24 protein-coding genes and 1 pseudogene are annotated in these 24,899 nt (G+C 55.6%); 9 read left to right on the top strand and 16 right to left on the bottom strand.

Annotation, left to right across the window (positions count from 1 at the left end; genetic code table 11):
• Positions 1 to 877: arsenosugar biosynthesis radical SAM (seleno)protein ArsS (arsS, locus tag NP590_RS07785; RefSeq protein WP_256601758.1), on the top strand; the 877-nt coding region annotated here is incomplete at its 5' end.
• A gap of 231 nt (positions 878 to 1,108) precedes the next feature.
• Positions 1,109 to 1,408 (top strand): hypothetical protein, encoded by a 300-nt coding sequence (locus tag NP590_RS07790; RefSeq protein WP_256601759.1) that lies wholly within the window; start codon positions 1,109 to 1,111, stop codon positions 1,406 to 1,408.
• Positions 1,409 to 1,521: 113 nt separating this feature from the next.
• On the opposite strand, the gene NP590_RS07795 is transcribed toward NP590_RS07790, so the two are convergent.
• Positions 1,522 to 2,379, bottom strand: coding sequence for a 3-methyl-2-oxobutanoate hydroxymethyltransferase (locus NP590_RS07795; RefSeq protein ID WP_256601760.1), 858 nt, complete (start codon positions 2,377 to 2,379; stop codon positions 1,522 to 1,524).
• 156 nt (positions 2,380 to 2,535) lie between these two features.
• Here NP590_RS07795 and NP590_RS07800 point away from each other — a divergent pair, with 156 nt between their 5' ends.
• On the top strand, positions 2,536 to 3,444 hold the full coding sequence (locus NP590_RS07800; RefSeq protein WP_256601761.1) for a methylenetetrahydrofolate reductase: 909 nt from the start codon (positions 2,536 to 2,538) through the stop codon (positions 3,442 to 3,444).
• Positions 3,445 to 3,471: 27 nt separating this feature from the next.
• On the opposite strand, the gene NP590_RS07805 is transcribed toward NP590_RS07800, so the two are convergent.
• Entirely contained in the window at positions 3,472 to 3,918 is a 447-nt protein-coding gene (locus NP590_RS07805) for a MerR family transcriptional regulator (RefSeq protein ID WP_256601762.1), read from the bottom strand.
• A 329-nt stretch (positions 3,919 to 4,247) separates the two neighbouring features.
• On the opposite strand from NP590_RS07805, the pseudogene NP590_RS20705 reads away from it, so the two are divergent.
• The 5 genes and pseudogenes from NP590_RS20705 to NP590_RS07825 all read left to right on the top strand — a co-directional run.
• Positions 4,248 to 5,165 (top strand): annotated as a pseudogene (locus NP590_RS20705) (TVP38/TMEM64 family protein); the annotation flags it as partial.
• A gap of 166 nt (positions 5,166 to 5,331) precedes the next feature.
• Entirely contained in the window at positions 5,332 to 6,396 is a 1,065-nt protein-coding gene (locus NP590_RS20710; protein ID WP_504222745.1) for a dihydrolipoyl dehydrogenase family protein, read from the top strand.
• Between the two features lie 12 nt (positions 6,397 to 6,408).
• Positions 6,409 to 7,098 (top strand): TIGR04283 family arsenosugar biosynthesis glycosyltransferase, encoded by a 690-nt coding sequence (locus NP590_RS07815; RefSeq protein ID WP_371927273.1) that lies wholly within the window; start codon positions 6,409 to 6,411, stop codon positions 7,096 to 7,098.
• Entirely contained in the window at positions 7,098 to 7,889 is a 792-nt protein-coding gene (locus NP590_RS07820) for a sterol desaturase family protein (RefSeq protein ID WP_256601763.1), read from the top strand. Before NP590_RS07815 ends, NP590_RS07820 begins: the two co-directional genes overlap by 1 nt.
• Positions 7,890 to 7,892: 3 nt before the next feature.
• Positions 7,893 to 8,519, top strand: a complete 627-nt coding sequence (locus tag NP590_RS07825; RefSeq protein WP_256601764.1) for a TIGR04282 family arsenosugar biosynthesis glycosyltransferase — start codon at positions 7,893 to 7,895, stop codon at positions 8,517 to 8,519.
• A 49-nt stretch (positions 8,520 to 8,568) separates the two neighbouring features.
• On the opposite strand, the gene NP590_RS07830 is transcribed toward NP590_RS07825, so the two are convergent.
• From NP590_RS07830 to NP590_RS07840, 3 genes are all read right to left on the bottom strand, one after another.
• Positions 8,569 to 8,778 (bottom strand): tautomerase family protein, encoded by a 210-nt coding sequence (locus NP590_RS07830; protein WP_256601765.1) that lies wholly within the window; start codon positions 8,776 to 8,778, stop codon positions 8,569 to 8,571.
• An 83-nt stretch (positions 8,779 to 8,861) separates the two neighbouring features.
• The gene (locus NP590_RS07835) at positions 8,862 to 9,464 is read right to left on the bottom strand and encodes a cysteine hydrolase family protein (RefSeq protein ID WP_256601766.1); all 603 of its coding nucleotides are present in this window, start codon (positions 9,462 to 9,464) and stop codon (positions 8,862 to 8,864) included.
• Between the two features lie 28 nt (positions 9,465 to 9,492).
• Positions 9,493 to 10,074 (bottom strand): carboxymuconolactone decarboxylase family protein, encoded by a 582-nt coding sequence (locus tag NP590_RS07840; protein ID WP_256601768.1) that lies wholly within the window; start codon positions 10,072 to 10,074, stop codon positions 9,493 to 9,495.
• Positions 10,075 to 10,213: 139 nt separating this feature from the next.
• Here NP590_RS07840 and NP590_RS07845 point away from each other — a divergent pair, with 139 nt between their 5' ends.
• Complete coding sequence (locus NP590_RS07845; protein ID WP_256601769.1) at positions 10,214 to 11,089, top strand: AraC family transcriptional regulator; 876 nt, start codon at positions 10,214 to 10,216, stop codon at positions 11,087 to 11,089.
• A gap of 329 nt (positions 11,090 to 11,418) precedes the next feature.
• Here the strand turns inward: NP590_RS07845 and NP590_RS07850 are convergent, their stop codons facing one another.
• The 11 genes from NP590_RS07850 to NP590_RS07900 all read right to left on the bottom strand — a co-directional run bounded on the left by NP590_RS07850 (position 11,419) and on the right by NP590_RS07900 (position 24,887).
• On the bottom strand, positions 11,419 to 12,426 hold the full coding sequence (locus NP590_RS07850; protein WP_256601771.1) for a CE1 family esterase: 1,008 nt from the start codon (positions 12,424 to 12,426) through the stop codon (positions 11,419 to 11,421).
• A 34-nt stretch (positions 12,427 to 12,460) separates the two neighbouring features.
• Positions 12,461 to 12,754: a hypothetical protein gene (locus NP590_RS07855; RefSeq protein WP_256601772.1), complete on the bottom strand. Its 294-nt coding sequence runs from the start codon at positions 12,752 to 12,754 to the stop codon at positions 12,461 to 12,463.
• A 13-nt stretch (positions 12,755 to 12,767) separates the two neighbouring features.
• Entirely contained in the window at positions 12,768 to 13,436 is a 669-nt protein-coding gene (locus tag NP590_RS07860; RefSeq protein WP_256601774.1) for a hypothetical protein, read from the bottom strand.
• A 55-nt stretch (positions 13,437 to 13,491) separates the two neighbouring features.
• The gene (locus tag NP590_RS07865; protein WP_256601775.1) at positions 13,492 to 13,881 is read right to left on the bottom strand and encodes an MAPEG family protein; all 390 of its coding nucleotides are present in this window, start codon (positions 13,879 to 13,881) and stop codon (positions 13,492 to 13,494) included.
• A gap of 116 nt (positions 13,882 to 13,997) precedes the next feature.
• Positions 13,998 to 14,672 carry a phytanoyl-CoA dioxygenase family protein gene (locus NP590_RS07870; protein WP_371927275.1) on the bottom strand — a complete coding sequence of 225 codons (675 nt, stop codon included), beginning with the start codon at positions 14,670 to 14,672 and terminating at the stop codon, positions 13,998 to 14,000.
• Between the two features lie 78 nt (positions 14,673 to 14,750).
• Positions 14,751 to 15,305, bottom strand: coding sequence for a metal-dependent hydrolase (locus tag NP590_RS07875; RefSeq protein ID WP_256601776.1), 555 nt, complete (start codon positions 15,303 to 15,305; stop codon positions 14,751 to 14,753).
• A gap of 113 nt (positions 15,306 to 15,418) precedes the next feature.
• Positions 15,419 to 15,757 (bottom strand): hypothetical protein, encoded by a 339-nt coding sequence (locus tag NP590_RS07880; protein ID WP_256601778.1) that lies wholly within the window; start codon positions 15,755 to 15,757, stop codon positions 15,419 to 15,421.
• Positions 15,758 to 15,996: 239 nt separating this feature from the next.
• Positions 15,997 to 21,183 carry a DNA repair ATPase gene (locus NP590_RS07885; protein ID WP_256601779.1) on the bottom strand — a complete coding sequence of 1,729 codons (5,187 nt, stop codon included), beginning with the start codon at positions 21,181 to 21,183 and terminating at the stop codon, positions 15,997 to 15,999.
• Between the two features lie 313 nt (positions 21,184 to 21,496).
• Positions 21,497 to 23,539 (bottom strand): SPFH domain-containing protein, encoded by a 2,043-nt coding sequence (locus NP590_RS07890; RefSeq protein ID WP_256601780.1) that lies wholly within the window; start codon positions 23,537 to 23,539, stop codon positions 21,497 to 21,499.
• Between the two features lie 12 nt (positions 23,540 to 23,551).
• Complete coding sequence (locus NP590_RS07895; RefSeq protein WP_256601781.1) at positions 23,552 to 24,151, bottom strand: hypothetical protein; 600 nt, start codon at positions 24,149 to 24,151, stop codon at positions 23,552 to 23,554.
• A 34-nt stretch (positions 24,152 to 24,185) separates the two neighbouring features.
• On the bottom strand, positions 24,186 to 24,887 hold the full coding sequence (locus NP590_RS07900) for a PspA/IM30 family protein (RefSeq protein ID WP_256601783.1): 702 nt from the start codon (positions 24,885 to 24,887) through the stop codon (positions 24,186 to 24,188).
• Positions 24,888 to 24,899: the final 12 nt, after the last annotated feature.

Genomic DNA, 24,899 nt, shown 5'->3' on the forward strand with positions numbered 1-24,899 from the left:
CTATCTGTGCAACTTGAGTTGTGTGCATTGTCATGTCAGTGCCGGCCCCAAACGCACCGAGATGATGAGCCGCGAGACTATCGATCAGGTACTGGCGTTGGCCGACGCCGCGAACATTCATACGCTGGACTTAACCGGCGGCGCGCCGGAAATGCATGCCGATTTTCGTTATCTGGTACGAGCCGCACGCGATCGTGGCATCGAAGTGATCGACCGTTGCAATCTGACTATCTTGGAAGAACGGGAATACGCCGATCTTGCGGAGTTTCTGGCCGCGCAGCAGGTCAACATCGTCGCCTCCCTGCCGTGTTATCTGGAAGAAAATGTCGACAAACAACGCGGCAAAGGCGTGTTCAAAGACAGCTTGTCGGCCTTGCAGCGCCTGAACCGCTTGGGTTATGGTCAACCGGACAGCGGACTGGAGTTGAATTTGGTGTTCAACCCGCAAGACGCGGTGTTACCGCCCAATCAACAGCAACTGGAACTGGCTTACAAACAGCACTTGCAGCAACATTACGGCATCGTCTTCAACCGGCTGTTTGCCATTGCCAATATGCCCATTCAACGCTTCGGCAGCACCCTGGTCAGCCAGAGCCGCTTCGATGAATATCTGAACCTGCTGAAACACAGTTTTCGCGCCAGTAACCTGGACAACCTGATGTGCCTGAACACGCTGAGCATCGACTGGCAAGGCTATGTCTACGACTGCGATTTCAATCAGATGCTGGATTTGCCATTGGGCGCCGTAGCCAAGCCCAAACACCATATCAGCGAGTTGCTGCTGGAACAACTGCAAGACGCACCGATTGCCACCGCCGCCCATTGTTACGGTTGCACAGCCGGCCAAGGCAGCAGTTGCGGCGGCGCCTTGGCCTAACTTTGTCCCTTATCCGCGCTTAAGCAAGCAATGTGAAAGCACTTGCTTGGAGGGTTTCATGCATTGAATGAAACGTGCGAATTTTACCAAATATAACCTTAATGGTATATTTTGAACAAAGAGCGTGACTTATCATTTCTATCGCCAGCGCTTAATTGCATGGATTTATCTGCATTTATTTTTGCCATACAGCGTGCTCAAAATCTGTATATTTGTTAGAGGTTATCCTGGATGTGTAAATCGATTGGCTTCAAAGCCGCCGCTGGTAATTGCTTTGCAAAAGTACTTGATCTGCATCGCACCGCCATCCGACTCGGCATCTACAGCCGCTCCGGCAAGGCCGCCTTAGTCGTCGGCACCCTGTTGAATTTGATCAATCAACCACAAGCAGTGCTCGGCCTGCTGTCTTTGGATTACCCGGCAATACAGAGACTCGATGTCGTCAAGGCGCTATTAACCTATAGCGTGCCTTTTCTGGTGGCTTCTTACGGCGCTTTAACCGCGGTTGTTCATAAGCAGACAGACTCGTAAAGCCGGCCATTCCCTTGTCCTTAGCCTTTACGAAAAACCAGCATTGTGTTGCTTTTTATGAAAGCCTGTGCCAATCAGTCTCCATCGAAGATAGCTGGCACAGGCCCGCATCCTTAAGGCTTACCAACCAAATCCAGAAACTTCTCAAACTCCCCATCATGCATATGATGAGATTCTTCTGCACGCGGATATGCTCCGGATTGCGCGGCTCGGTAATAAGCGGTGTAGGCATCCATCATGTTTTGCCAAACGTTACCGAATGGAATGCGTTTTGGCGGCGTGGGAAAAACCGAGCAGCCGATGATGTCAGACGAGACATGGAAAATCCCATGCGCATGAGGCCCTGAGCCTAAACTGGCGACCGGAACCGACAGGTTTTCATAACACCACTTTGTCAACTCTTCCGACGCGTGTTCGAGTAAAACCGTGCTGATGCCGGCATCGATGCAACTCTTGATGAGTTTGACAATATCGGCGGCGTCTTTTGCCGTCCGTCCTCTGGGTAGATAGCTGCCCACTTGCGACCAGCGTTCGCCTTGAACCCCAAAGTGCCCAACGACAGGAATTCCGGCGGCGACAATCGCTTCAACCATTTTTACGGTTTTATGGTGAGGCTCAATATGCACACCATCCGCACCGCGACGCTGAATTTCCGAGGCATTGCGGACTGCATCGGCTTTGGAAACACAGGCCGTGGTGTTGGGCATGTTACAGCAAATGAACGGTGTACTGGCACCGCGAAGCACGGCTTCCAGAAAATAGAGCTGTTCCTGGAATTCCACGGTATTCATGCTTTTATGTCCGAATAAAGCCATCGGTCCTGGGCTCCCGACGCACAACAAATCCATGCCTAATTCCTCTCCCATCATCGCGCTCGGCGTGTCATGGCATTCCATGCCAATGATTTTTTCACCTCTGGCAATTTTTTCGCCCAGTGTCTTGATAGTGACTTTTTTTCGTTGTGCCTTCATAGCGGAATCCTCTGCAAGTTGTAATTGTTGTTATTGCGTTCTGAACGCCGCAATAATAATATTACGTTGACGTTAGATTTTGCAAGTAATGACCACACCTGTTCCTTGCTGCTTCTAATCGATACAACATGCACAAGCAAACACTGGGAAATGACGATGTCCGACACTATTGATACCGCCGCTGATACCAATAAAATCGATGAAAAGACACAACTTCAAGCACTGCTATCCGGATTCAGTATCGAGATCACCACCAAGGAAGCCACGAGGATCGACAACTTTGGCGACCTTTTGCCTATTGGCACGGAGGTCTACATCGTCGCGACCCCAAGCACCAAACCTAATGATGTCGTTGATCTCGCCAAGCGCTTACGTGACGAAGAAATGATTCCGGTTCCTCACATCGCCGCACGCGCAATTCCCAGCATTGAAATACTGGATCGGTGGCTGCGGAGATTAAGTTTGGAGGCCAATGTCACTGCTGCGTTAATCATTGCCGGTGGAAATTACGACAATCCGGTGGGTTCCTTGGCTTCGTCCATGGATCTTGTTAAGAGCGGTGTTTTGGAAGGCAATGGGATCGCAGATTTACGTTTTGCCGGACATCCTGAAGGGCATCCGGTAGTTGATAATCCTCGGCTCATGAATGTTTTGTTGGAGAAACAAAGCTACTGCGCACAAAAACGGTTTACCACTTCCTTGGTCACACAGTTCTTCTTCGATTTTGTCGCCGTGCGCGAATGGGAAAGGCAATTAATACGATCCGGCGTCCACATGCCAATTCGTGTTGGATTTCATGGTATTGCCAGCCTATCGAGTCTAATTCGACAAGCGCGCTATTGTGGCGTCGGGGCTTCTATCGAGGTTTTGGCAAAACAGCCTGCAAAAATGCTTAAAACCGCTTCTTCACGTTGCCCGGAGCGGCTAATCAATTCATTTGCAAAACACACTCTAGCATCCGAGAAAACACTTTTCGCCGGCTGCCATTTTTTCCCATTAGGCAACTTTGAGAAGACGGCCGAATGGGTGTCCGCGATAGCGGGCGGTGATATAGCACTTTGCTAAAAGATTTGAAGAAACCCGGCAACGAGGTCAGGGACAACTCGGATCCCAAACCAATCGACCAATGCTGGTCAAATCAACGTTTTTGTTGACCGGACAATCCGGGCAATCCTTGCGATTGGGACGGTTTTGGCAATTGCCGCATTGGCGGATCAGCATATCCGCCCGCTCCAGGTCACGATCCAGCTCCTCCAAATCCTCCAGCAATCCTCGTATCCTGGTGCGCAAATCTTGCAGGAGCGGCTGCATCGCGGCTGATGCTTCGCTGCCTGAAGTACATTGCTGCCGCGTTTGGGCGAGCTTTTGCACCGATTCCAGTTCGATGCCGACACGGCCAAGCTGCAAAGCGATAGCCATGCGTTTCAAATCTTTCCGGGCATAAAGACGCGTGCCGCCCTCGGTACGGTCGGGGGCGATCAGTCCGAGTTCCTCGTACAGGCGAATGGTTCTCGGCGTAGTGCCGAGTTCATCGGCCAATTCACCGATTTTAAGAACATCGCGCTGGTGTTTAGGCGGAAGGCGCATAATGAGTTACAAAATATAAGGTAGACGTCACATAGTGTAGGTATTGCAATAACCGAATACAAATTCTGCCTTCCAACACTGCCTAGCCGATACCTTATCTTCTAAAAGGCGACGATGTTTATTCAGCCTGAGAAATTAGATTTTCTGAGATTGTTGTCAGGAATGACCGGCAAACACGACTAACAGGCAAACCCAATAGTTTTTTAAGGAACGCAGATGTTTAGCCAGACAACATGCAAACACCCATTGCAGCCTTGCTCACTCGGAATCGGTAGGTCGGCATGAAAACGTCCAGAATCTTGTTATTGCTGGGTATTGCCGCATTGGTGGCAACGTTTTTTGCCCTGGATTTGCAGCATTATTTGACACTGGAAAATTTAAAAGTGCAGCAGACCGGCATCGCTTATTACCGCCAGGTTCACCCATTGCTGGCGGCGACATTGTATGCCGCGTTGTATATCGCGGTCACAGCGTTGTCGTTACCGGGGGCGACGATATTGACGCTGGCGGGCGGGGCGATTTTCGGTTTGTTGTGGAGCACGCTGCTGGTGTCGTTCGCTTCCAGCATCGGCGCGACTTTGGCATTCTTGGCCGCGCGCTTTTTGCTGCGCGACTGGGTACGGGCCAAATTCGGCGCGCGCCTCAAAGCCATCGAAGCCGGGCTGGAAAAAGACGGCGCTTATTATTTATTCACCTTGCGTCTGGTGCCGGTGTTTCCGTTTTTTCTGATCAATCTGGCGATGGGGTTGACGCCGATACGGGCCTGGACTTTTTACTGGGTCAGCCAAATCGGCATGCTGGCCGGCACCGTGGTGTATGTCAACGCCGGCACCCAGTTGGCGAAAATCGATTCGCTGTCCGGCATTCTGTCACCGGGCCTGCTGGCGTCGTTTGCCTTGTTGGGACTGTTTCCGCTGTTGACCAAGAAAATTCTGGCGGCTTGGCAAGCCCGCAAAATCTATGCTGGCTGGCAAAAACCCAAACATTTCGACAATAACCTGCTGGTGATCGGCGCCGGTGCCGGCGGTTTGGTGTCGGCTTATATCGCCGCCGCCGTCAACGCCAAGGTCACCTTGATCGAAAAGCATAAAATGGGCGGCGATTGCCTCAACACCGGGTGCGTGCCGTCCAAGGCGCTGATCCGCTCGGCCAAGCTGTTGTCGCATATCCGCCGCGCCAAGGAGTTCGGCATCGCCAAGGCGGAAGCGGAATTCGACTTCGCCGAGGTGATGGAGCGCGTGCAAAGCGTTATCAAAACCGTCGAACCGCACGACTCGGTGGAACGCTATACCGAGCTGGGGGTCGAGGTCATTCAAGGCACAGCCAAAATCATTTCGCCCTGGGCGGTGGAAGTGACCACGGCTGATGGCGTGCAAACTCTCACCAGCCGCCATCGTCATTGCCGCCGGTGCCCGGCCGTTCGTGCCGCCGATTCCGGGATTGGCCGACATCGACTATCTGACCTCGGACACGATCTGGAACCTGCGGGAAAAACCGGCGCGCTTGCTGGTGCTGGGCGGCGGCCCAATCGGCTGCGAACTGGCGCAAACTTTCAACCGCCTGGGGTGCCAGGTCACCCAAGTGGAAATGGCATCGCGCATCATGGCGCGGGAAGACGCTGAAGTATCGGCGCTGGTACAAGCGCGGTTTAATCAGGAAGGTGTGGATGTCAAAGTCAATCATACCGCCAAACAATTTGTCATCGAAAACGGCGAAAAAATACTGCTGGCCGAACACGACGGCCAGACGGTCAGAATTGCCTTCGACCAAGTGCTGGTGGCGATAGGCCGCGCCGCCAACGTGCAGGGGTATGGCGTGGAAGAACTAGGCATCGCGCTATCGCCGCGCAAAACCCTGGACACCAACCCATTCCAGCAAACCAATTATCCCAACATCTACGCGGTCGGCGACGTGGCCGGGCCCTATCAGTTCACCCACACTGCCGCGTATCAGGCCTGGTACGCCGCGGTCAATGCCTTGTTCGGCCAGTTCAAAAAGTTCCGTACCGATTATTCCGTAATCCCCTGGTCGACCTTCGTCGATCCGGAAGTGGCCCGCGTCGGCCTCAACGAACAGGACGCGCAAGCCCAGGGCATCGCGTACGAAGTTTCGACCTACGGTATAGACGACCTGGACCGCGCCATCGCCGACGGCGAGGCGCACGGCTTCGTCAAGGTATTGACCGTACCCGGCAAGGACAAAATCCTCGGTGTGACCATCGTCGGCGAACATGCCGGCGACTTACTGGCGGAATTCGTGCTGGCGATGAAACACGGCCTGGGCTTAAACAAAATCCTCGGCACCATTCACACCTATCCAACGCTGGCCGAAGCCAACAAATACGCCGCCGGGGTGTGGAAGCGTAATCACGCGCCGCAGCGGGTGCTGACATGGCTGGGGCGTTATCACGCCTGGCGACGAGGCACTTGATACGATAAAACAATGGACATGGAATACGACCTCAGCATCATCATCTCGGTGCTTAACGAAGCCGGGCAACTGGCGGGCGGTCTGCAAGCCTTGCAGCCCTTGCGAGACCGCTGCCAATTGCTGGTGGTGGACGGTGGCAGTAGCGATGACAGCGCCGCCGTCGCAGCGGCTTGGGTGGATCAGGTATTGACCGGCCCGCGCGGCCGGGCCCGGCAAATGAATGTCGGTGCCGCGCAGGCTGTGGCGCCGGTGCTGTTGTTTTTGCATGCCGATACCCGCTTGCCCGTCGATGCGCTCGCCGCAATTGAAAACGCCGTCGCCCAAGGCCATGTCTGGGGGCGTTTCGACGTCGCGTTCGATTCGGCCAAACCCATTTTCAAACTAATTGCGTTTATGATGAACCATCGTTCACGGCTGACCGGCATCATGACCGGCGATCAGACGCTGTTCGTCACCCGCGAGGTTTTTTTAGGCATCGGCGGCTTTCCCGAAATCGCGTTGATGGAAGACATAGCCATCAGCAAACGTTTAAAAGCCGTCGGCAAACCAGCCTGTTTACCCAATAAAGTCGTCACCTCGGCGCGGCGTTGGCAACAACACTGCGTTTGCAAAACCATTGGCTTGATGTGGCGGCTACGCTGGGCGTATTTTTGCGGTGCCGATCCCGACGATCTGGCCAAACAGTATTATGGGAGAAGCTGATGGAAGCCCTGCTGCGCTTCGGCGTGTTTTTTGGCATTTTGTCGTTGATGGCGATTTGGGAAGCGCTAAGTCCTGCCCGGCGTTTGCGCAGCCCACGCCGCCAGCGCTGGAGCATCAATCTCGGTTTGGCGGCGTTGAATGCTGGTGCGATGCGTCTCAGCATCGGCGCGGCGGCCTGGCTGGCGGCGAACTGGGCTATCGAACAACAGCTTGGGCTGTTCAACAACTTGCCCGTACCGGTTTGGCTCAACATCTTGCTAAGCCTGCTATTGCTGGATCTGGCGATTTACGCGCAACACGTCGCGGCCCATCGTTGGCAATGGTTCTGGCGTCTGCATCAAGTGCATCACAGCGACCTGGATTTCGACGCCACCACCGCCGTGCGCTTTCATCCCTTGGAGATCATGCTGTCCATGGCTTACAAAGTGCTGCTGGTGATTGCGCTGGGCGCCGAGCCGTTGGCCGTCATCGCTTTCGAAATCATCCTGAATGGCTGCGCGCTGTTCAATCACGGCAATGTCAGCCTGCCACCGCCGGCCGAGCGGATACTCCGTTATCTATTGGTCACGCCGGACATGCACCGGATTCATCATTCCGCCCGGCAACAGGAAACCGACAGCAATTATGGCTTTTCGCTGTCGTGCTGGGACCGTCTGTTCAAGACTTATTGTCATCAAGCACGGCAAGCGCAAACCGAAATGACGATTGGTTTGCACGGGTTTCGCGAGCCGCAAGCGCTGGGTTTCTTGCCGTTATTGGCCATGCCGTTTCGAGCTTTACGCAAGCGTTGAGCCATGGCTTATCCCTTTCCCGATAGCGTGCTGCTGATATTTTGCAAAGCACCGATTCCCGGCCAGGTCAAAACCCGGTTACAACCGGCCTTGAACGCCGCACAGGCCGCCGAAGCCCATCGGCAACTGACCCGCATGACCTTGCAACGGGCTTTTCAGCGCGCCTTGTGCCCGGTCGAACTCCACTGCGCGCCGGATACCCACGATGATTTCTTTCAGGATTGTGTAAGCCGCTATCCGCTCGTGCTCAAGCCGCAGCGCGGCGCCGATTTGGGCGAACGCATGCAGCACGCCTTCGCCGATGCCTTGAGCCGATACCGGCACGCTGTGCTGATGGGTTGCGATTGCCCCAGTCTTTCCGCCGACGATTTGCATCGGGCATTGCTAAAGTTACTAGCGGGTCATGACGCGGTCATCGCACCAGCCGACGACGGCGGTTACGTCATGATCGGCTTAAACCAGGCACAACCAAGCCTGTTCAGCGACATGACCTGGAGCCACGACCAAGTGATGGCCGCCACCCGCCGCCGAGCCAAGGACTTGGGCTTGAAGGTTTACGAGCTGGATAGTCAATGGGGCGTGGATAACTATCAGGACTGGCAGCGTTATTTAGAGTTGGCAAACAGCTGATGCGGCAGAACCTTCTGCCGCACCCTGCTCCATTAACTCATGGATTACCTCAACTCATCGATCTTAGGGCGTCGGTGGTCACGGGTTGTCCGCCAACGCCCCATTCGCCCGATGCGACATCTTCTATCAATACCCAGGTGACCGGGCGCAGGCCTTCACCTTCCACCGAGACGACGGCATCGGTGACTTTGCTGATGATTTCCTGTTTTTGTTCTAGCGACAAATAGCCGCTGATGCCTTTGATTTGTACAAGTGGCATGGTGTTACTCCTGATTTAATGATTGAGTATAAAAAACTACGATGCGCCAACTCGAAAGAAGTGACGCATCCCCTGGTATCCGCTTATGCTGCCGCTCGATCCAGGAATACGTTATGGGTCATGGGCTCGCTGAACATCGGCCAGTTGTGTTCGATCGAAGCGTCGTACTGCTCCAAACCGATAGTGGCACTGGCATCGGTAATCCCGAACACGCGATAGCCTTTGTCGTAAGCGGCGCGCATCGTGGATTCGATACAAATATTGGTTAGTTGTCCTGCCAGGGCAATGGTGGTGATGCCATGTGATCGCAAAACAAAATCCAGATGAGTGCCGGCGAAGGCATCGATGCCTGATTTACCCTCAACGACAATATCGCCGGCTTGAACATCGATGCCTTCGGCAAGGGCACTGCCCCAGGTACCTTTGATTAACGCACTGGCATTTTTTACCGCTTGCAGAATGCCGTATGGAGCGTCGCCCATTTCCCGGTAATCGGCCGAGAAGCCGATAGGCACATGCACGATCAGCATACCGTTAGCCCTTGCCGCCCGAATCAACTCGTTTTGGTTGGCTTTGACGTCGTAGGTTTCCAATACCGGCTTCAATAACGGGTATAGTTTGCCGCCTTCTGCGAGAAAGTCGTTTTGCAGTTCCAATAAAACCACTGCGGTTTGTTTTGCTTTCATGATGTTTACCTGTTGATGAGTCAAACGATCAAGCACACTGCCGATTGCTGCATAGCGCGGGCTCTTCCCAGGCTTCGGCCTGAAAAGCGGGATCCAGCGGCACATGAAGGATATGGTTTGTGTAATTGCTGAGGGTTTTAAATGCCACGCCCAACACCACTTCCAAAACCTGCGCCCGGCTATAGCCTGCCGTGATAAATTTGTCCAAGGTTTGACCGCAAACTACGCCACGGTTTTTCACCACTGCACGGGCAAATCCGGCCAATGCATCCAATTTGCTGTCAGGCAGCGGTTTACCGTTGCGCAGGGCTTCGACGATAGCCGGATCGGCTTTGACCATCTGTTTGGCGATCATCGAATGCGCGGAGACACAATAAGTGCAATGATTCTCGGCGCTGATGGCCAGCAAAATGACTTGCTGTTCGGTCGGACTAAACGACGTTTGATCGAACAAGGCCGTCAACTCGATGTAAGCTTTCAGAGCCGCCGGCGCTTCGGCCAAACCGCCGTGCAAATTGGGCACGAAGCCGTATTTTTTCAACGAGCCTTCCAATAAAGGTTTCGCCGTGGCATTGGCGGTGAGGATGGAATGAATTTGAAATTGGGACATGCTGTCTCTCCTTTAATTTAAAAACATGAGGTGTAATGCCGATGCGAAATCGTTTCGACGGACATAGATTAAGAAGAATGGACTTGCCATCCCATGTGCGCGCTTCCGGCGTCCTTGTCCGATATTCCGGGAGTAAACGATGGATGCCTTGACCCCGTTGATCAACGGTTTGAATCTGCACGCCAAATTGGTCTACTCCGGCGGCGTCTGCGGGCGTTGGTTGATGGACCATAATTCGGAAACCTCGGTCTGGTTTCACTTGGTCAGCAAGGGACGCGGCTTTGTCCATTCGCCACGTTGGACTACACCTTTGGCGCTGGAAGCCGGCGATTTGATTCTGTTTTTGCCGCATGCGGCCCGGCATTTTTTGTCGTATAGCGCCGAGGATTTACCGGATGACGAATGCGACACCCGCATGACGCCTTGGGCAGAGGGAGAGGTGGGTTTCGTCTGCGGCGAAATTCAACTGGCCGCGCCAAAATCCCTGTTGTGGCAGGCGCTGCCGGCTGAAATCGTGATCCGGGAAAACCAGGCCGGGACTATCCTGGCACGCGTGCTCGAACTGGTGATTGGCGAAACTTCAACGCCGCGTTTCGGCAGCGAATCGGTCGTGGAACGTTTGTGCGATAGTTTGTTCGTGTTGGCGATTCGTCATTGCATCGAGGAAGACCTGGTGCGCGAGGGCGTGTTTGCCGCCATGCAGGACAAGCGCCTGGCCAATGCGCTGACCCTGATCCATGAATCTCCCTGGCATGCCTGGACGCTCGGCGAATTATGCGCCAAAGCCGGCGTGTCCAAGTCGGTGTTGTCTGAGAAATTTGCCGCCTTGATCGGCCATTCGCCCATTGAATACCTAACGCTATGGCGCTTGCAAATCGCCGCACATTGGTTGATGGAGCCGAACATGACCGTGGAACGCGTGGCGGAAAGAAGCGGGTATGAGTCGGTGCCGGCGTTTAGCAAAGCCTTCAAACGCCATATTGGGGTAGCACCTGGTGCCTTTAGACGCGTTTAGAAATTTGTCTGATATGGGAGGGTAAATTCTTGAAAGTCCGAACTTAGATCACAAGCGGCCCTTCAACAGATTGATTCTTCATAATTCTGGATGTCTGGTTATGGCCGATACCGAGCCTTCAACCCAGTAAAAATCCGTCGGCGCCAGTGGCGGTTTTGTAATTGGAGTCTCTGGCCGACTTTGGATTGGAACAGGTGGTGGTTTTCAATCGGAATGGGTGGTTGATTTGGACTGGAATATGCACCCTAACCCTTTCCCTCCTGAGAGGGAACGGAATGCGGAAGTTATTGCCGGCGGAAGCCTTGGCAATTATTCAATCCCTGCCGCAATCATGGAGCAGCAAAAAAATCCCACATCAGGTCGGTTGCCGAAATGGCCGTAGAACCCGGCTCTCCGCCGCGAACTTTACGGCCGCCCGGCCAGGAGTGACCGCCGGTTTCGGTAACGCATAACTCGACTTTAGCCTGCTCCCGACAGGGCGAATAGACTTCGCAGTAAGCGCCGGCCACCTCTAAAACCCGGGTTGGCGGTATATTACAGGCGTTGAGTTTGACCCATTTGGCGACGGTATCGGGCACCGAAACGAAATCGGCATGACTGGCCGAAGCGCTGCCCGAGCCACCGTTGAAAAGCACTCTGTCATCGTTCCTGGCATGGATGTGCAAAACGGATACCGGCCGGGAGGGGGTGCAAGCCCGAGTGCCGTCGGTACCGGCCACGGCGGCGATGGCTTTGAAGGTGTCGGCCATTTCGCAGGCCAGCCGGTAGCTCATCATGCCGCCGTTGGACATACCGCTGGCGAAAATCCTACCCGGATCGATATTCAGCTTGGATTGCACATCCTTGACCACGGCGCGCAGAAAGCCGACGTCGTCCACGCCCCGGTCGCGAGCCGCCCCGCAGCAGATGCCGGCATTCCAGGTAGCCAGCTTACCGGAGCGCAGGCGGCTGTAACCGTTGGGAAACACGGCCGCAAAGCCCGCGCTGTCCGATTTGGAAATCAAACCGTAATAGCTGTCGTCGGCCTGCACGGACATATTCCCGCCGCCGCCGTGCAGGGACAACACCATGGCCAGCGGTTTATCCGGCCGATAGCCGGCCGGCACATGCAGCCGGTACTGGCGGGTCAATCCGTTATGTAGCAGATCGAATGTGTAATCGCCTGCTTGATCGATCGGGCTTTCGCGGTTGTCGGCGGCGGCGGATTGACGGGCCGACCGGCGCTCTTTCAGCTTTTGCCGCAACGAGGTTTCCCGGGCATCGCCAAGCGTCGGCAACAAGATAGCGGCCGCAATCAGCAGGCAGGTCAGGCATGAAACGATCCGATGCTTTTTCACAGAAACTCCCCTTGGCCGATTTTGCCGGCGCGGATCAGAAGCAGAACTTCGCCGCCCAGAAAACCGCCGCCGTAAGGATCAAACCCATGCAAACCCGCCTTTCCAGCCGGCCCCGGCTAGTTGCCATCAAGCCGGCTTGCGTTGCGGCAATGACCAGCAGGCATAAAAAGGCGAATACCCGATTATCGCCCGAGAGGTCTTCCGGAGCGGCGGCCAGGACCGGGTCGAATTCCGCCATCCATTCGTAGGGCTTGGCGGGCAGCAGATATAAGGCCAGCATTCCTACCGCGAACAACAGATGCGCAAACAGCCTGAATAGCGGTTTCATAGGGCTGCGGGCCTCATTTGAGCAGTTCGGTAAAACGCGGCCAGAATTTGACGATGAAGTCACCGTAACTGGTATTTTTCAGCAGTTCTTCCATGGACAAGCCTACTCCCCGGTTATAACGAGCGCCGACGATACGCACTTGATCCATGCTCAACTCCGGCAGGCTGCCGTGCAATTTGTCATGTTCGATCAACTGTCTGAGATGGCGGGCCACCACATCGACGTTAAACACATCCCGCTGCAGACAGTCGGCCAAATCGCGGAGTTGGTCGGTGGACATTTTGCCGGGATCCAGGCCCAGGGTTTCCGCGGCGGTGCGCAATTGTATGCTGACCGCGCCGAAGGAGGTTTTGGCCGGATGCCGGGTGATGGTCAGATTCCTGTCCACCCAGTCCGGGCCGCTCCAGTCGAAGGAACGCACTTCAAACGCCACTCCGTCTATGAAATTCGGATCGCCGCCCACCTCTATCCAGCAGACTCCGGCCAGCAACAACGGCGGGATGTTGTAGCGCGCCGCAGCGGCCAGGATGGTGGTTTTATTGTGTTTGACCCAGTTATCCTTAAAGGCCTGTATATACTGCTTGCCGCCGCCGAGTTGCTGCGGCAGGGTTTTCCAGGCAAACAGATCGACCAGTCCCCAGACCGGAGAATCGTTCGATTCCTCGCAAATAAATTCCGACATATCCTTCTCCCGTTCGAATTCGGCCGCCCGTCAAAGCGGACAATACTGTCGGCGGCTAGGGCCAGAAGCGCTGGAAAGCCAGATACGCCAGATTGGCGATGGCCAGCCCGATCAAGCTGAAAATAGTAAACTGCATGCCCAGAACCCGGTAAGGCATATTGTCGCTCAACAATCCCTTGGCATGCAGCAAGCGGCCCGCCAATATCGCGCTGCCGCCCAGGTGAATCAGCCACGGTGCTCCGCCGTCGTATTCCAGCAAAAACAGTAAAATCAGCGAAATAGGCACATATTCCGTGGCATTGCCCTGGGCCCGAATGGCATTTTGCAACGCGGCAAGGCCGCCGTCGCCCAGTTTGACCTTTTCGGCCCGCCGCAAGCGTATCACCCGTAAAGACAGCCAGACAATCAATAATGCCGATAAAGCCGCATAAACCGCGCTAATCATAGACACTCCAGATCAAATAAGGAATTCGCTAGCAATATCTTTCTCCCCCGCTCAAAGCAGGGGACAATAATTCCGTACACCTCGGGTTACCTCATTCGAACCCACGACTTACCGGACTATTCGTACCACGCGAGCGGTTCCGGTAGCGCCATGGCCGAATATTCAATGTGAACAACTCTCCTGTGGCTGGGGCTAACGGCCTTTCTCGATGAGTGAAACAACAGCGGGTTCATCAGCAGTACGTCGCCTCGGTTTGCATTACATTCAACGATGCGCGAGTTGCCAACTATCTCGATAATGTCTTGCGCCGCCACTCTGCCGTTCCGATGCGTTCCAGCGACTACTCTCAGCACGCCGGATACTTTATTGGCTATATCGAGGTGCAGCCTTAACGATAATATGTTGGCCAAATAGGCCACGGGGGGTTCGACGTGGACTATGCCTTGCTTTTCGCTCCACGGGCCGAAACCCGCAACCTCGTGCTTAGACTTGACCGCTATCGATGTATCCTGGTGCCAAGCTACATTCCAGTTGGCTGTCGGTACTTTATCGAAAAACACCGATCTAACGGGCTTGGCGTTGTCGCCCAGTATTTCCTTGGCGATTGCCATCAAGGGAACGGAATCGGCGAGACGGCGGACGCTGGGAACTTTACTCATCAGATCCCGCACCCCATGGTTATTCGTCCGGCCTTCGAAGGCGGATAACTCGTTAATGAGCGAATCAACCTCGCTTCCGGCAAGGAGTTTAGCCATTAGATAAAAGCCGCGATTTTCGTATTCAGCCTTCATGAATCCGTTTCCGTTAAATTCGTAAATGCATGCAGGTTAAGTAGCGTAGCGCCGAATGATGCATTGCCGGCAGCCGACCTACCGGACTTTATCGCCTCTTGCAAACAACAGGCTGATCCTGCGTAAAACAGCCAAAATGATAGCCAGCCCCATAAACGGCAGCCAGATCCAAATGCATTCGGACCGCAGCACCTCAACGCCTTTAGGCGAAAAAAAACGCGATACGCCGAGCGGCGAGACTTCTATTACCCGAGTCGGCGCGAAATATCGTTCGCCGGACCAAGGCCAAAGGAAGGCGATACCGAGGCCGCCATTGGTAAAGGCGTCGAGAATGCCGTGAGAAACCGCAGCGATGAACAAAAACCAGAACGAGCGCCGGAACGTGGAGTGCAGCCAACGAAACAAGCTCGCGCCGAGGAGGGCCAGGGCAAAAGCGAACAATAGCGAATGGCTAAAACCTCGATGGCCGAGTTCGGCGGCATAGGGAATGCCAAGGCTAAAAGCGATCACATCCAGATCGGGCGCGGCGGACGCGACGACGCCGGCGCACAACAATCTGCCGGAAACCTTTTTACGTCCCAAGCCGAAAGCCAAGGCGATGGGCACAGCGGGATGGGTGAAGACGGTGGGCATGGCACAACCTGAGCTAAGGCCTTACTTGTTTGCTTGGACGGATTTTTACACTTTTCCCCGGACCAAGTCACAACTCTTTTCAACGAGTCTATTTAAAGCCCTCGCCGCTGTAGTCATCCGGACGATTCTTCTACCCGCCCGCGGCCGAAGGCTATCAATTCCTGCCTTATCGCCTCCCGAATCGCGGCCTTGTCCAAGGCGTCCAGGCCGTAGCGTTGGGCCAGTTTGCGATAGTCGTCCTCGTTTAGCGATACCGTTAGCCGGGGACGTTTCGGCGTCTTGACGTCCAATTGCACTAGTTTGCGAATTTGATCGGAGGTGCTCAGGCCGTTTTTGTTGGCTTCGCGCCTGATGGCTTCCGATACGCCGGTGCCGAACTCGAAGGCCACCTGAATGGCCCGTATGCTGCGCTCGGAGATTTTCCAGTTTTCCGGCAGGTCTTTTTTGCTCATATCGTTATGTTAATCTGAAAGTAAAAAATCGGGCGGGTACGGTTGCTTGTTGGACAGGCGTCGGCGGCAAGGATGCTGCCGTCGAGCCTACACGGACGAATTTACGGCGTCCTGTCCGGCGAGGAACCGTGCCCAACTGCACTACTTTCATTTGCCGGGGCGATCGCCCGGCCTTCATGATCGTTACGCTATCCTACAAAGATCTTTCCATCCGCGAAATAAATCTGCGCGCTCTCGATTCAAGTCGGCTTCCCGATCTTGCCGCCCGGTTTCAACTTGGCGAACTCCTCGGCCAGCCATTTCACGCGCTCCCAGGTATCCTGTTCCATGCTGATCTTATGCTGCATGGCCGAAAACACCGGCAGGAAAGACAGTTCGTACAAGTCCGCCAGCTTGCGCAGCACTTCGTCCACGCCCGGCACCGGTTGGTTGACGACTTGTACGTGGGTTTCGGATTCGGCGATCTGGCCGCGCAAGCGGGCAATTTGCTCGTTCAGCGCCAACAGCGGCGAAGGGCTTTGCAACTGGCGGGCAACCAGAGCCAGTTGTTCGCCTATTTGCGACAGCTGGTTCGCCAGCAGGCGTGCCGGGTCGTTATCGTCGCCGAGTTTGCGCAAGCGGCTGTATTCATCCTTGATGGCCCGCCAGCGCGCCGTTTCCTCGGCCGTCAACACCCCGCGTATTTCCTTGAGTTTTAGCAGATTTTCCTCGGTGCCGCGGGTCAGGGTTTGGGCTTCGCCGGCGTAGTGGTCGCCTATCAGGTTTTGCAATTCCTCGTCGTTCATCACCGCCGTGACTTTTTCGGCCATCTTGTTCATGTTGCGGTAACTGCCCTGCAACTTGAAAGGCGGCTCGCTGCGGTAGCGGTCGTCCTGGGCCGCCGAATAGATGTATTGCCGATTGACCGCCAATACCACGTCGCGAATCTTCAACATTTTTTCCAGCGTCGCGGCAATTTCCCGGCTCTCGGCGGCGGCGTAGCGATGTTCGAATTCGTTGTCGGATACGCTTTCGCCCTGTGCCCGGCGGATGAAGCGGTAGACGTCGGCCATGCCGCGCATGGCCAAACCTTGCAAAACCGGGTTGGAGGTCAGGGCATTTTCGATGAAGCTCAGCGCGAACACGGCTTCGTTGCCGCTCAATACGTCGCCCAGATTGTAGATATCGGCGCGATTGGCCAACATATCGGGAATCTTGAAAACCTCGCCGGATTCGGTATAGGGGTTGCCGGCCATCACCACGCAGAATTTCTTGCCGCGCATGTCGTAGCTCTTGGTCTTGCCCCGCCAGACGCCTTCAATGCGCCTGGAGCCGTCGCACAGCGATATGAATTTTTGCAGAAATTCGGCATGGGTGTGCTGGATGTCGTCCAGATACAGCATGACGTTGTTGCCCATTTCCAGAGCCAGATTGAGTTTTTCCAACTCCTTGGCGGCCGTGGCGTTGGCCGCCTGACCGGGATCCAGGGAGTGCACGCCATGGCCCAGCGCCGGACAGTCGATTTTCATGAACACCAGCCCCAGGCGGTTGCCGATATATTCCATCAGCGTGGTTTTGCCGTAGCCGGGCGGTGAAATCAACAACAATAAACCCATCAAATCGGTGCGTTTGGCGCTGCCGGCCGCGCCCATCTGTTTGGCCAGATTGTCGCCGACCAGCGGCAGATAAACCTCGTCTATCAAGCGGTTGCGGACGAATGAGGTCAAGGGTTTGGCCCGATAGCGCTCCAGACGCAGCAGCTCGCGCTCCGCGGCTATCAAATCCTGCCGCAAGGCCTGAAATTGCTGAAAGCCGGGCACGACACAGCGGCGATGTCGTTGCAGGCGCTGGCCGAATTCGTCCAGACCGAATACCAAGCGCCTGTCCTGGATGCGGGGATGTTCGCCCATCAGGTTCTCGACCACGATATCCAGGCCGGCCGGACTGATTTTGCGTTGAAAATCGCCGCCCAGGATCAACATGACCGCTTCCGGCACGAAACGCCGGTACGCCGCATATGGGTTTTGTTCGCTTATGCCGCTGAGCCAGCTGTAGCACAGTTGCCACTGGCCTTCCACCGCGCCACGGGTTTGTTGCAGGGCCAGCTCGAAATCGGCCCGGTGGCCTATGGTATCCAGATGCTGATACAAGGCCTTGACCAGCGTCTCGGCGGCCTGGCTGGCGACGAATTCCGCCACGGTGGCGGCCAATTCCGCCAACAGATAGTCGGCGGCCACGGTGGGATCGGCGGCCGTCAGGCCGGCCAGATTGTTGAATTCGGCGATTTTCGGCGCAAGTTGGTCTATCAAGTCGTGATGCGCCTTGCGGCTACCCAGGGTTTTTTGCAACAGGGCCGCGCTTTGCGCCAGTTTTTGCAGGGTTTGCGTTTGCGGGCCGGCGCCGAAACGCCAAAAAACCAAGGCCAGCGCGCGGGTATCGGGGGTATAACGCAGCGGCCCGGCGCTTCGATGGGCCGGCAATAGGCGCTCCAGTATCTTGCAGGCATCGGCGTCGTGTATGCCTTTGTCGTAACCTTCCTGATAGCGGGGGCCGGCGTACCGGCGCACGATTCCAGTCAGTTCGTCCTGTTGCAGTAGCGCCGCATGCAAACCATCCAGACTCAACTCTTCCAGCCCTTGCTCGGCGGCATGCAACAGCGAGGCCGCCAAATATTCGCCCCGGTAGACCTCGGCGGTTTCGGAAACCAGCGCCTGACTCCAATAATCCTTGAGCGCCACGAGTTGCGGATAGTCGGCCGGCGCATAGTAATCGGTACCGACCAGATGCCAGACCAGCTGTTCCTGGCGCTTGATCAAGGTCAGGTCCAGAGGCTGGGTGTTGACGCTGAATTTATGCTTACCCAGCTTGATCAGCGTGCCGCCTTCCTCGAAGATGTCCTGCCGGTCGCGCAAGGCGCGCATGGCCTGATCCTGCATGGCCTTCAAGCGAGACTGAGCCTCGTCGGCCTGTACCGAGGCTTCCAATGCCTGTAACTGAGCAATCAACTGCCTCAGTTTCAGCACCATGGGGTCGGCGGCCAGGAAGCTGTTCAGCGCATCGGCCTGATCGAAACTTTGCAGCCTGCGCTCTATACTGCCGAACAGGCGGTCGGCCGCCGCGACGATGTTTTGCACGCGGCGCTGGATTTCATCCAGCAACACCTGCTTGCGCGATTGAAAGGCCTCGAACAATTGCTCGCGTTGCTGGACGATGTCGGCCAGAAACTCATCGAAATCGGCGAAGCGGCTTTCCAGATCTTCCAGTTGCGTCAACAAGCGGGCCAGTTGATCGTCGCATTGTTGCGGACTTTCCACCGATTCCAGCGCGCTGCCTATGCTTTGCGCAAACAGTTTGAATTGGGCGGCGAATTCGGCGACCGCCTCTCCGGAACGAAAGCTTTTGCGCTTGTGGCGGGCTTCGGCTTTCAGTTGATTCAGGTTGGCGTAGATTTCGGACAGGGCTTCCAGTATGCCGGTGCGAACTTGCGGGTCTTCGACTTCGAGACCGGCCAGCGTGCCGTTCAGCAAATCCAGGTTTTGCCCCATCTTTTCCAGTTCGTCGAGCAAGGGCTGGATGTCGGCGCTGCTTTGGCATTTTTCCAGGCGGGTTTGTTGCTCGGCCAGACTGGCGTGGAATGGCTGCAAGGCGGCCGCGCTGCTCAAAAAAACCACGGTAGCCCGGCCCAGGCTTTCCAGCTCCGCAGCCAGTTTGTCCTGCAGAGCTTGCACCCTGGCTTGATCGATATGGCGTAATTCCTTGATCGTCGCCAGCCGTCCTTGTTGCTGGTGCATCGCACCCAGGGCTTGGACGAATTCCTGCGGCGTCTTCCAGCTGTCTACATAAAGATTTTGCAGCAGGTTGAGTTGGCGGCTCTCGGCTTCGGCCAAGGCCTGGTTGGCTTGCTGGCGTATGCTTTCGACCTTTTCGAACTCGTCCAGCACCAATTCGGCGGTGGCGACGATCTGGCGAATATCGCCGCCGATGGCACCGACTTCGTCGGCTTCCAGCCAGTGGTAAGCATCGAACAGGCGTTGGCCGGCCGCTATCATGGCTTCGTAATGCGCGACATTCGGGCGTTTTTCCTGTATCGCTCGAATCAGACTGTAGCCGTCGGAAATGCCTCTGACCAGTTCGGCATTGCCTATCTTGCCGAAGAACGACTGGCGGGCGGATTGTTGCCGCAGATATTCTTCGTGAAAATACGGGGTTTCCCAAATCTGCATGGCATGGATGCGGCCGGCTTCCTTGTTGTCGTCGCGGAACACCAGTAAACGGCCGTCGTTGAACAGGCAAACACCATGGGCGACGATGGGATTTTGCAGGCTCTTGCCGATTAAATTGTAGGAAAACAACACGCTGACGCCGGCTTCCGCTCCGTAAAAGCGGTACAGCACGTCTTCGCCGTTCGGCGAGCGGCGCGCGCCGGCGAAACTCAGGCCGGACGGCAGGTTTTCGAAGACTTTGGTTTCGCCGTTTTGTAAATAATATCCGCCCGGAAAGATCAAGCCATGGTCTTCCGGCAGTTGCACGCAGGAAAAGCCGATGGCATCGATGCGTTCGACCGATTGGGTCAGGGTATTGAACACCAGAAAGCGGTAATCGTTCTCCCGGTACGGGCGGATTTTCAACAAGATCACCGTGCCCAATTTGGCGTAGGCAATGTCGGCATCGGCCAGGGATTGATGTTGATCCTCGACCGGCTCCCGGTAAATGCCCAAACCGTCTTCGGTGTTGTTCTCGACCTTGACGGTCAAATCGCCGCCGACGGTCTCGACGAAGACCTGATCCAGTATGCTGACATGCGGATGTTTGCCGGCCACATGGTCTTCCCGGCGGGTCGGCGTCCATTCGAAATCGTGGGCCGGATGGCGCGGCAGGTCGCGCTCGCCGCGGTTGTCGATATAGCTGATCTTGTCGTCGTCGATTTGCCAGCGAAATACCCGGATGTCTTCCAGTTTCAGGCCGATCTGAAATACCGCCAACAGCCTTTCGGCGCTGACGTGCAGCGACAATAAGCGGGTATTTTTATAGTATCTGTAAAGTTCCTGGAAGTCGGCGACGAAGCTTGCCTCGTGCAAAAAGCCGTGTTGCGGATTTTGCGGCTCGACGTCCAGACCGTCTTCGGTTTCGACCAGCTTATATAAACTGAATACGTCCTCGACCTGGGTTTCCTGCTTCAGCCCCAAAAACACGTTGTAGCCGAACAGCATTAAATGCTGGCCGACCCGGACCATGTCGCGCGGCACGCAGTTGTTTTCGGTGCGCACCCTGACCCTGCCTATGATCTTCAGCTCGGTTTGACCGAACTCCGCGGCGCGCGAGGCGTTCAGACCATCTATCTTGGCCTGCAAGGCCTGGCCCTGTTGCTCCAGGCGCTTGCGTATGACCTCGAAGGCCTCGCCTTCGGAGACGGCTTGTTCGGTGTCTGTCAAAGCTTCTTCAGTCATCGGCTTATGGGCGGGTTAATCCTGAGGAAATCGTTTTGTCCACGAAAGGCACGAAAATCACGAAAATTTTCGAATAGTTGCCGACACCGAATCATCATCCAAACGGCGCTGGCAGAACCAACAAGCCGATTTATTTCGTGTCTTTCGTGCTTTTCGTGGACAGACTGCAATTTACTCTGAAAGTCATGGTAGGAGCGATGCATAGTCGCGATTCGAAAGCCATCATCACGACTATGCGTCGCTCCTACCAGACGGCCTTTCATTTGCGGGGGCGATGCCCAACATTCATGATCGTTAGGTTTTTGAACGACCATCAACGGCTCAGTTGCTCCAACAAAGCCCTGATCTTGGCCTTGTCTTCGCTGCTGCCTTGCTGCATCAGTTTGTTCAAAAAGGCCGAGACGGACAGGTTTTGCAAGTCGTCGCTGCCGAGATTGGCGGCGATTTGCTTGACGTCGTCCAACAAATTGGCCTTGCCGCTCAAATGGTCTTCGAAGGTAGCTTTGAGCAAATCGCTTTTATAAACCGCGCCGTCTATCGCCTTGCCGACCGACAAGGCTTTCATATAGCGGTCGAAAAATTCGCCGTCGCCGCCGACGATGTCGATGTTGGCCTGCTTGACCGCCTCGCCGAACACGCCGGCATTCAGCGTGGCCGCTTCGCGGGCGGCTTCTATGCCGGCCATGGTTTCGCTGTGGGCGGTATCGACGCGCAAGCGGAATTCTTCGTGGCTGCGGGTTTTTTCGTCCATGCTGGCCATCGCGGCGAATTTGCTTTTCAAGCCGTCGGCCTCGGCTTGGTAATGCTGACGCACGGCTTCCGCTTCGGCCTGGCCCCGGCGCTCTATCGCTTCGGCCTCGGCAATCTTGACTTTGACGGCCACCATGGCTTGCTTTTCTTCCGAATCGGCATCGGCGTTTTTGATCCGCACCTGCGCCATGCCGACCGCCTCGTCGCCTTGGGCCTGAGCCGCCATGCGCTCGCGCAGCACTTTGGCTTCGGCCAGGCCTTGCGCGGCTTGTTCGGCCTGTATGCCTTCGGCCAGACGGATTTTGGCTTGCGCCTGTTTTTCCGCCGCTTCGAATTCGGCGCCGGCCAGCACCAGGGTTTCCTTTGCCTTGAATTGGGCGCTTTGTTCAGCCGCCTCGGCGGCCTTGATGTCTTTAACCAGGCTTTCCTGCGCTTCGGCTTCGGCGGCAATCACGATCGCTTGGCGCTTGCGGTCGGCCTCCGAGACTTCGCGTAATTCCTTGATTCGCTCTTCCTCTTCGGCCACATGTTTTTCGACGGCGATACGCGCGCGTATCACTTCGGCGATTTCCTTTTTTTGTTCCTCCAGGGCCTTTTCCTTGGCGATGCGTTGCAATTCGACTTCTTTTTCCCGGTCTATGATTTCCAGTTGGCGCACGCGCTCGACTTTCTCGGTTTCGATCGCAATGGCCCGTTCCCGGTTTTTTTCGGCGACTTCGATTTCGCGTTGCTTGTTCTCGTTGTCTATGCCTATGGTTTGTTCGGCCACGATACGGGCGCGTTGCTCCTTGGTATGTTCCTCGGCGACGACTTTTTCGGTCTCGGCTTTCTCGCGGGCTTGCACGGTGGCGATTTCGCGTTTTTGTTTGGACTCGGCGTCGGCTTGTTGGCGTTCCAGCTCCAGCAGCTTTTCCTGGGTTTCGACGTCTTTTTTCTTGATCTGCATTTGCTCGTCGCGTTGCAGCTCGTTGGTGCGGACGTGTTGTATCGCCGTCAATTCGGTGATCTTGCGTATGCCCTGGGCATCGAGGATGTTATTGGCATCCAACTGATTCATCGGGGTTTGTTCCAGATAATCGATCGCGGCGTCTTCCAACACGTAACCGTTCAGATCCTGACCTATGACCTGAATGATTTGATCGCGGAAATGGTTGCGTTCACGGTACAAATCCTCGAAGTCCATGCGCTTGCCGACCGTTTTCAGGGCTTCGGAAAATTTGGCGTTGAACAGTTCTTCTATGGTCTTCTGATCGGAAGCGCGCTCGCAGCCTATGGCCTGGGCGACTTTCAGCACGTCTTCACGGGTCTTGTTGACCCTGACGAAGAAGGTCACGACGATGTCGGCACGGATATTGTCCTTACATATCAGACCTTCGCCGCCACGGCGGTTGATTTCCACCGTTTTCAGCGAAATGGCCATTTTTTCGACCCGGTGCAGCACCGGAATGACCAGGCTGCCGGTAAAGGTGACCTTGGGCTCGCTGCTCAAGGTATTGACTATCATCGCCTGCCCCTGATCGACCTTGCGGTACATCGAGGCGAAGACGATCAGCGCGCCGATCAGGATGACCGAAGCGACTGCGGTAATGGTTATGATGATTTCCATGGCTGCTCCAGCTCAGTCGAGTTTGCTGATGAAATAAAGGTTCTTATCCGCGTCGTAATCGTAGATCAAGGCACTGTCTCCTTGCGTGAAGTCGTTAGGCGTCGTCGCCCGCACCGAGATGATCAGCCCGGCCCCACCGTCTTCGACCTTGGCCTGACCGAAATTTTCGTCCACGCTCATCGAGGTGATTTGGCAGGATTTAGCCAACAGCGAGCGGTTACTGCGCGCTTCGTGGGTCACGAACAATTTGCTCAAGGGACGGGTAATCTTGCCGGTCAGATATACCGCCAGGACCAAGCTTAATATCAACACCGCCACGCCCGCCAGATGGTGGAGCATGCCTGCCGGCAATAGCGACAACAACCAGGCATCGCTACACAGGCTCAGGCTCCAGGCAAACAAGAACAGCAGGCTGAACGACAGCGTGATGGGCACGCCGGCCAGACCGAAGGTAGCCATCAGTCCCGCCAAACCGGTTTCGCTGTCGATGTCCACCTCTATGACATCGAAGACGCCCAGCAAACTGAACAACCAGAACACCAGGCAAATTCCCAGCGGTATCGTGTAAACGACGGTTGGGAAACTGCCTATCAGCGTAAACACCGTTTCCATAGTATCCTCCGGGCGCCGATTTCGGATGCGATGACTAAACGCCCTCTTGAGGCTGTTGAGCCTTCAAGCGTTCCAGAACACTCGCCGCAGTGGCTTTCTTGGTGACGATGCCGGCCTCCTGCAATTTGTTATGCAGTTTTTCGCCGTTTTCCTCCTGCTGCAAATCCAGCGCCGCCTGCATTTGGTCGGCCTTTTTTTGCTGTTTGGCCTTGATCCGCTCCAGGGATTCGGTTGCGCTGCGCAGCGCGGAGCGACTGCCGGAAAAACGGCTGGCCACGGCTTCGTTGGCTCTATTGACGCTTTCGGTGGTCTTGACCAAGGCCAGCTCCCGCTCCATGCCCTGGATATTGCGCTCCGTCACCGCGATGGACTGTTTCAAGATGCCGACGTTGGCGTTCAAACCCTCCAGTATCGCGGTCTGGGTATCCAGCTCGTTGCTGAGTTTGGCGACTTTTTCCGCCACCTCCAGCGCCAGATTTTCGTCGTTTTTAGCCAAGGCCCGCACCGCGTAATGCTCGTGTTCCTCGACGGATGTGCGCAGGCCGCCGACTCTGCGCTGTACAGCCATTTGTTCGGCTATCACTTCCGTCAGGCTTTCCTTGGCCTGTTCCAGATGCGCCTTGGCATCCCTGACCTCCTGCTCCAGGATGCGTATGCCTTGGGCATCGACTATGCTTTCGCCGGCTTCGTTAGCCACGCCGCGTAACGCGGTCATTAATTTATTCAGTAAGTTCATGATGCCTGCCTC

This window comes from Methylomonas subterranea, assembly GCF_024505185.1.
GTDB lineage: Bacteria > Pseudomonadota > Gammaproteobacteria > Methylococcales > Methylomonadaceae > Methylomonas > Methylomonas subterranea.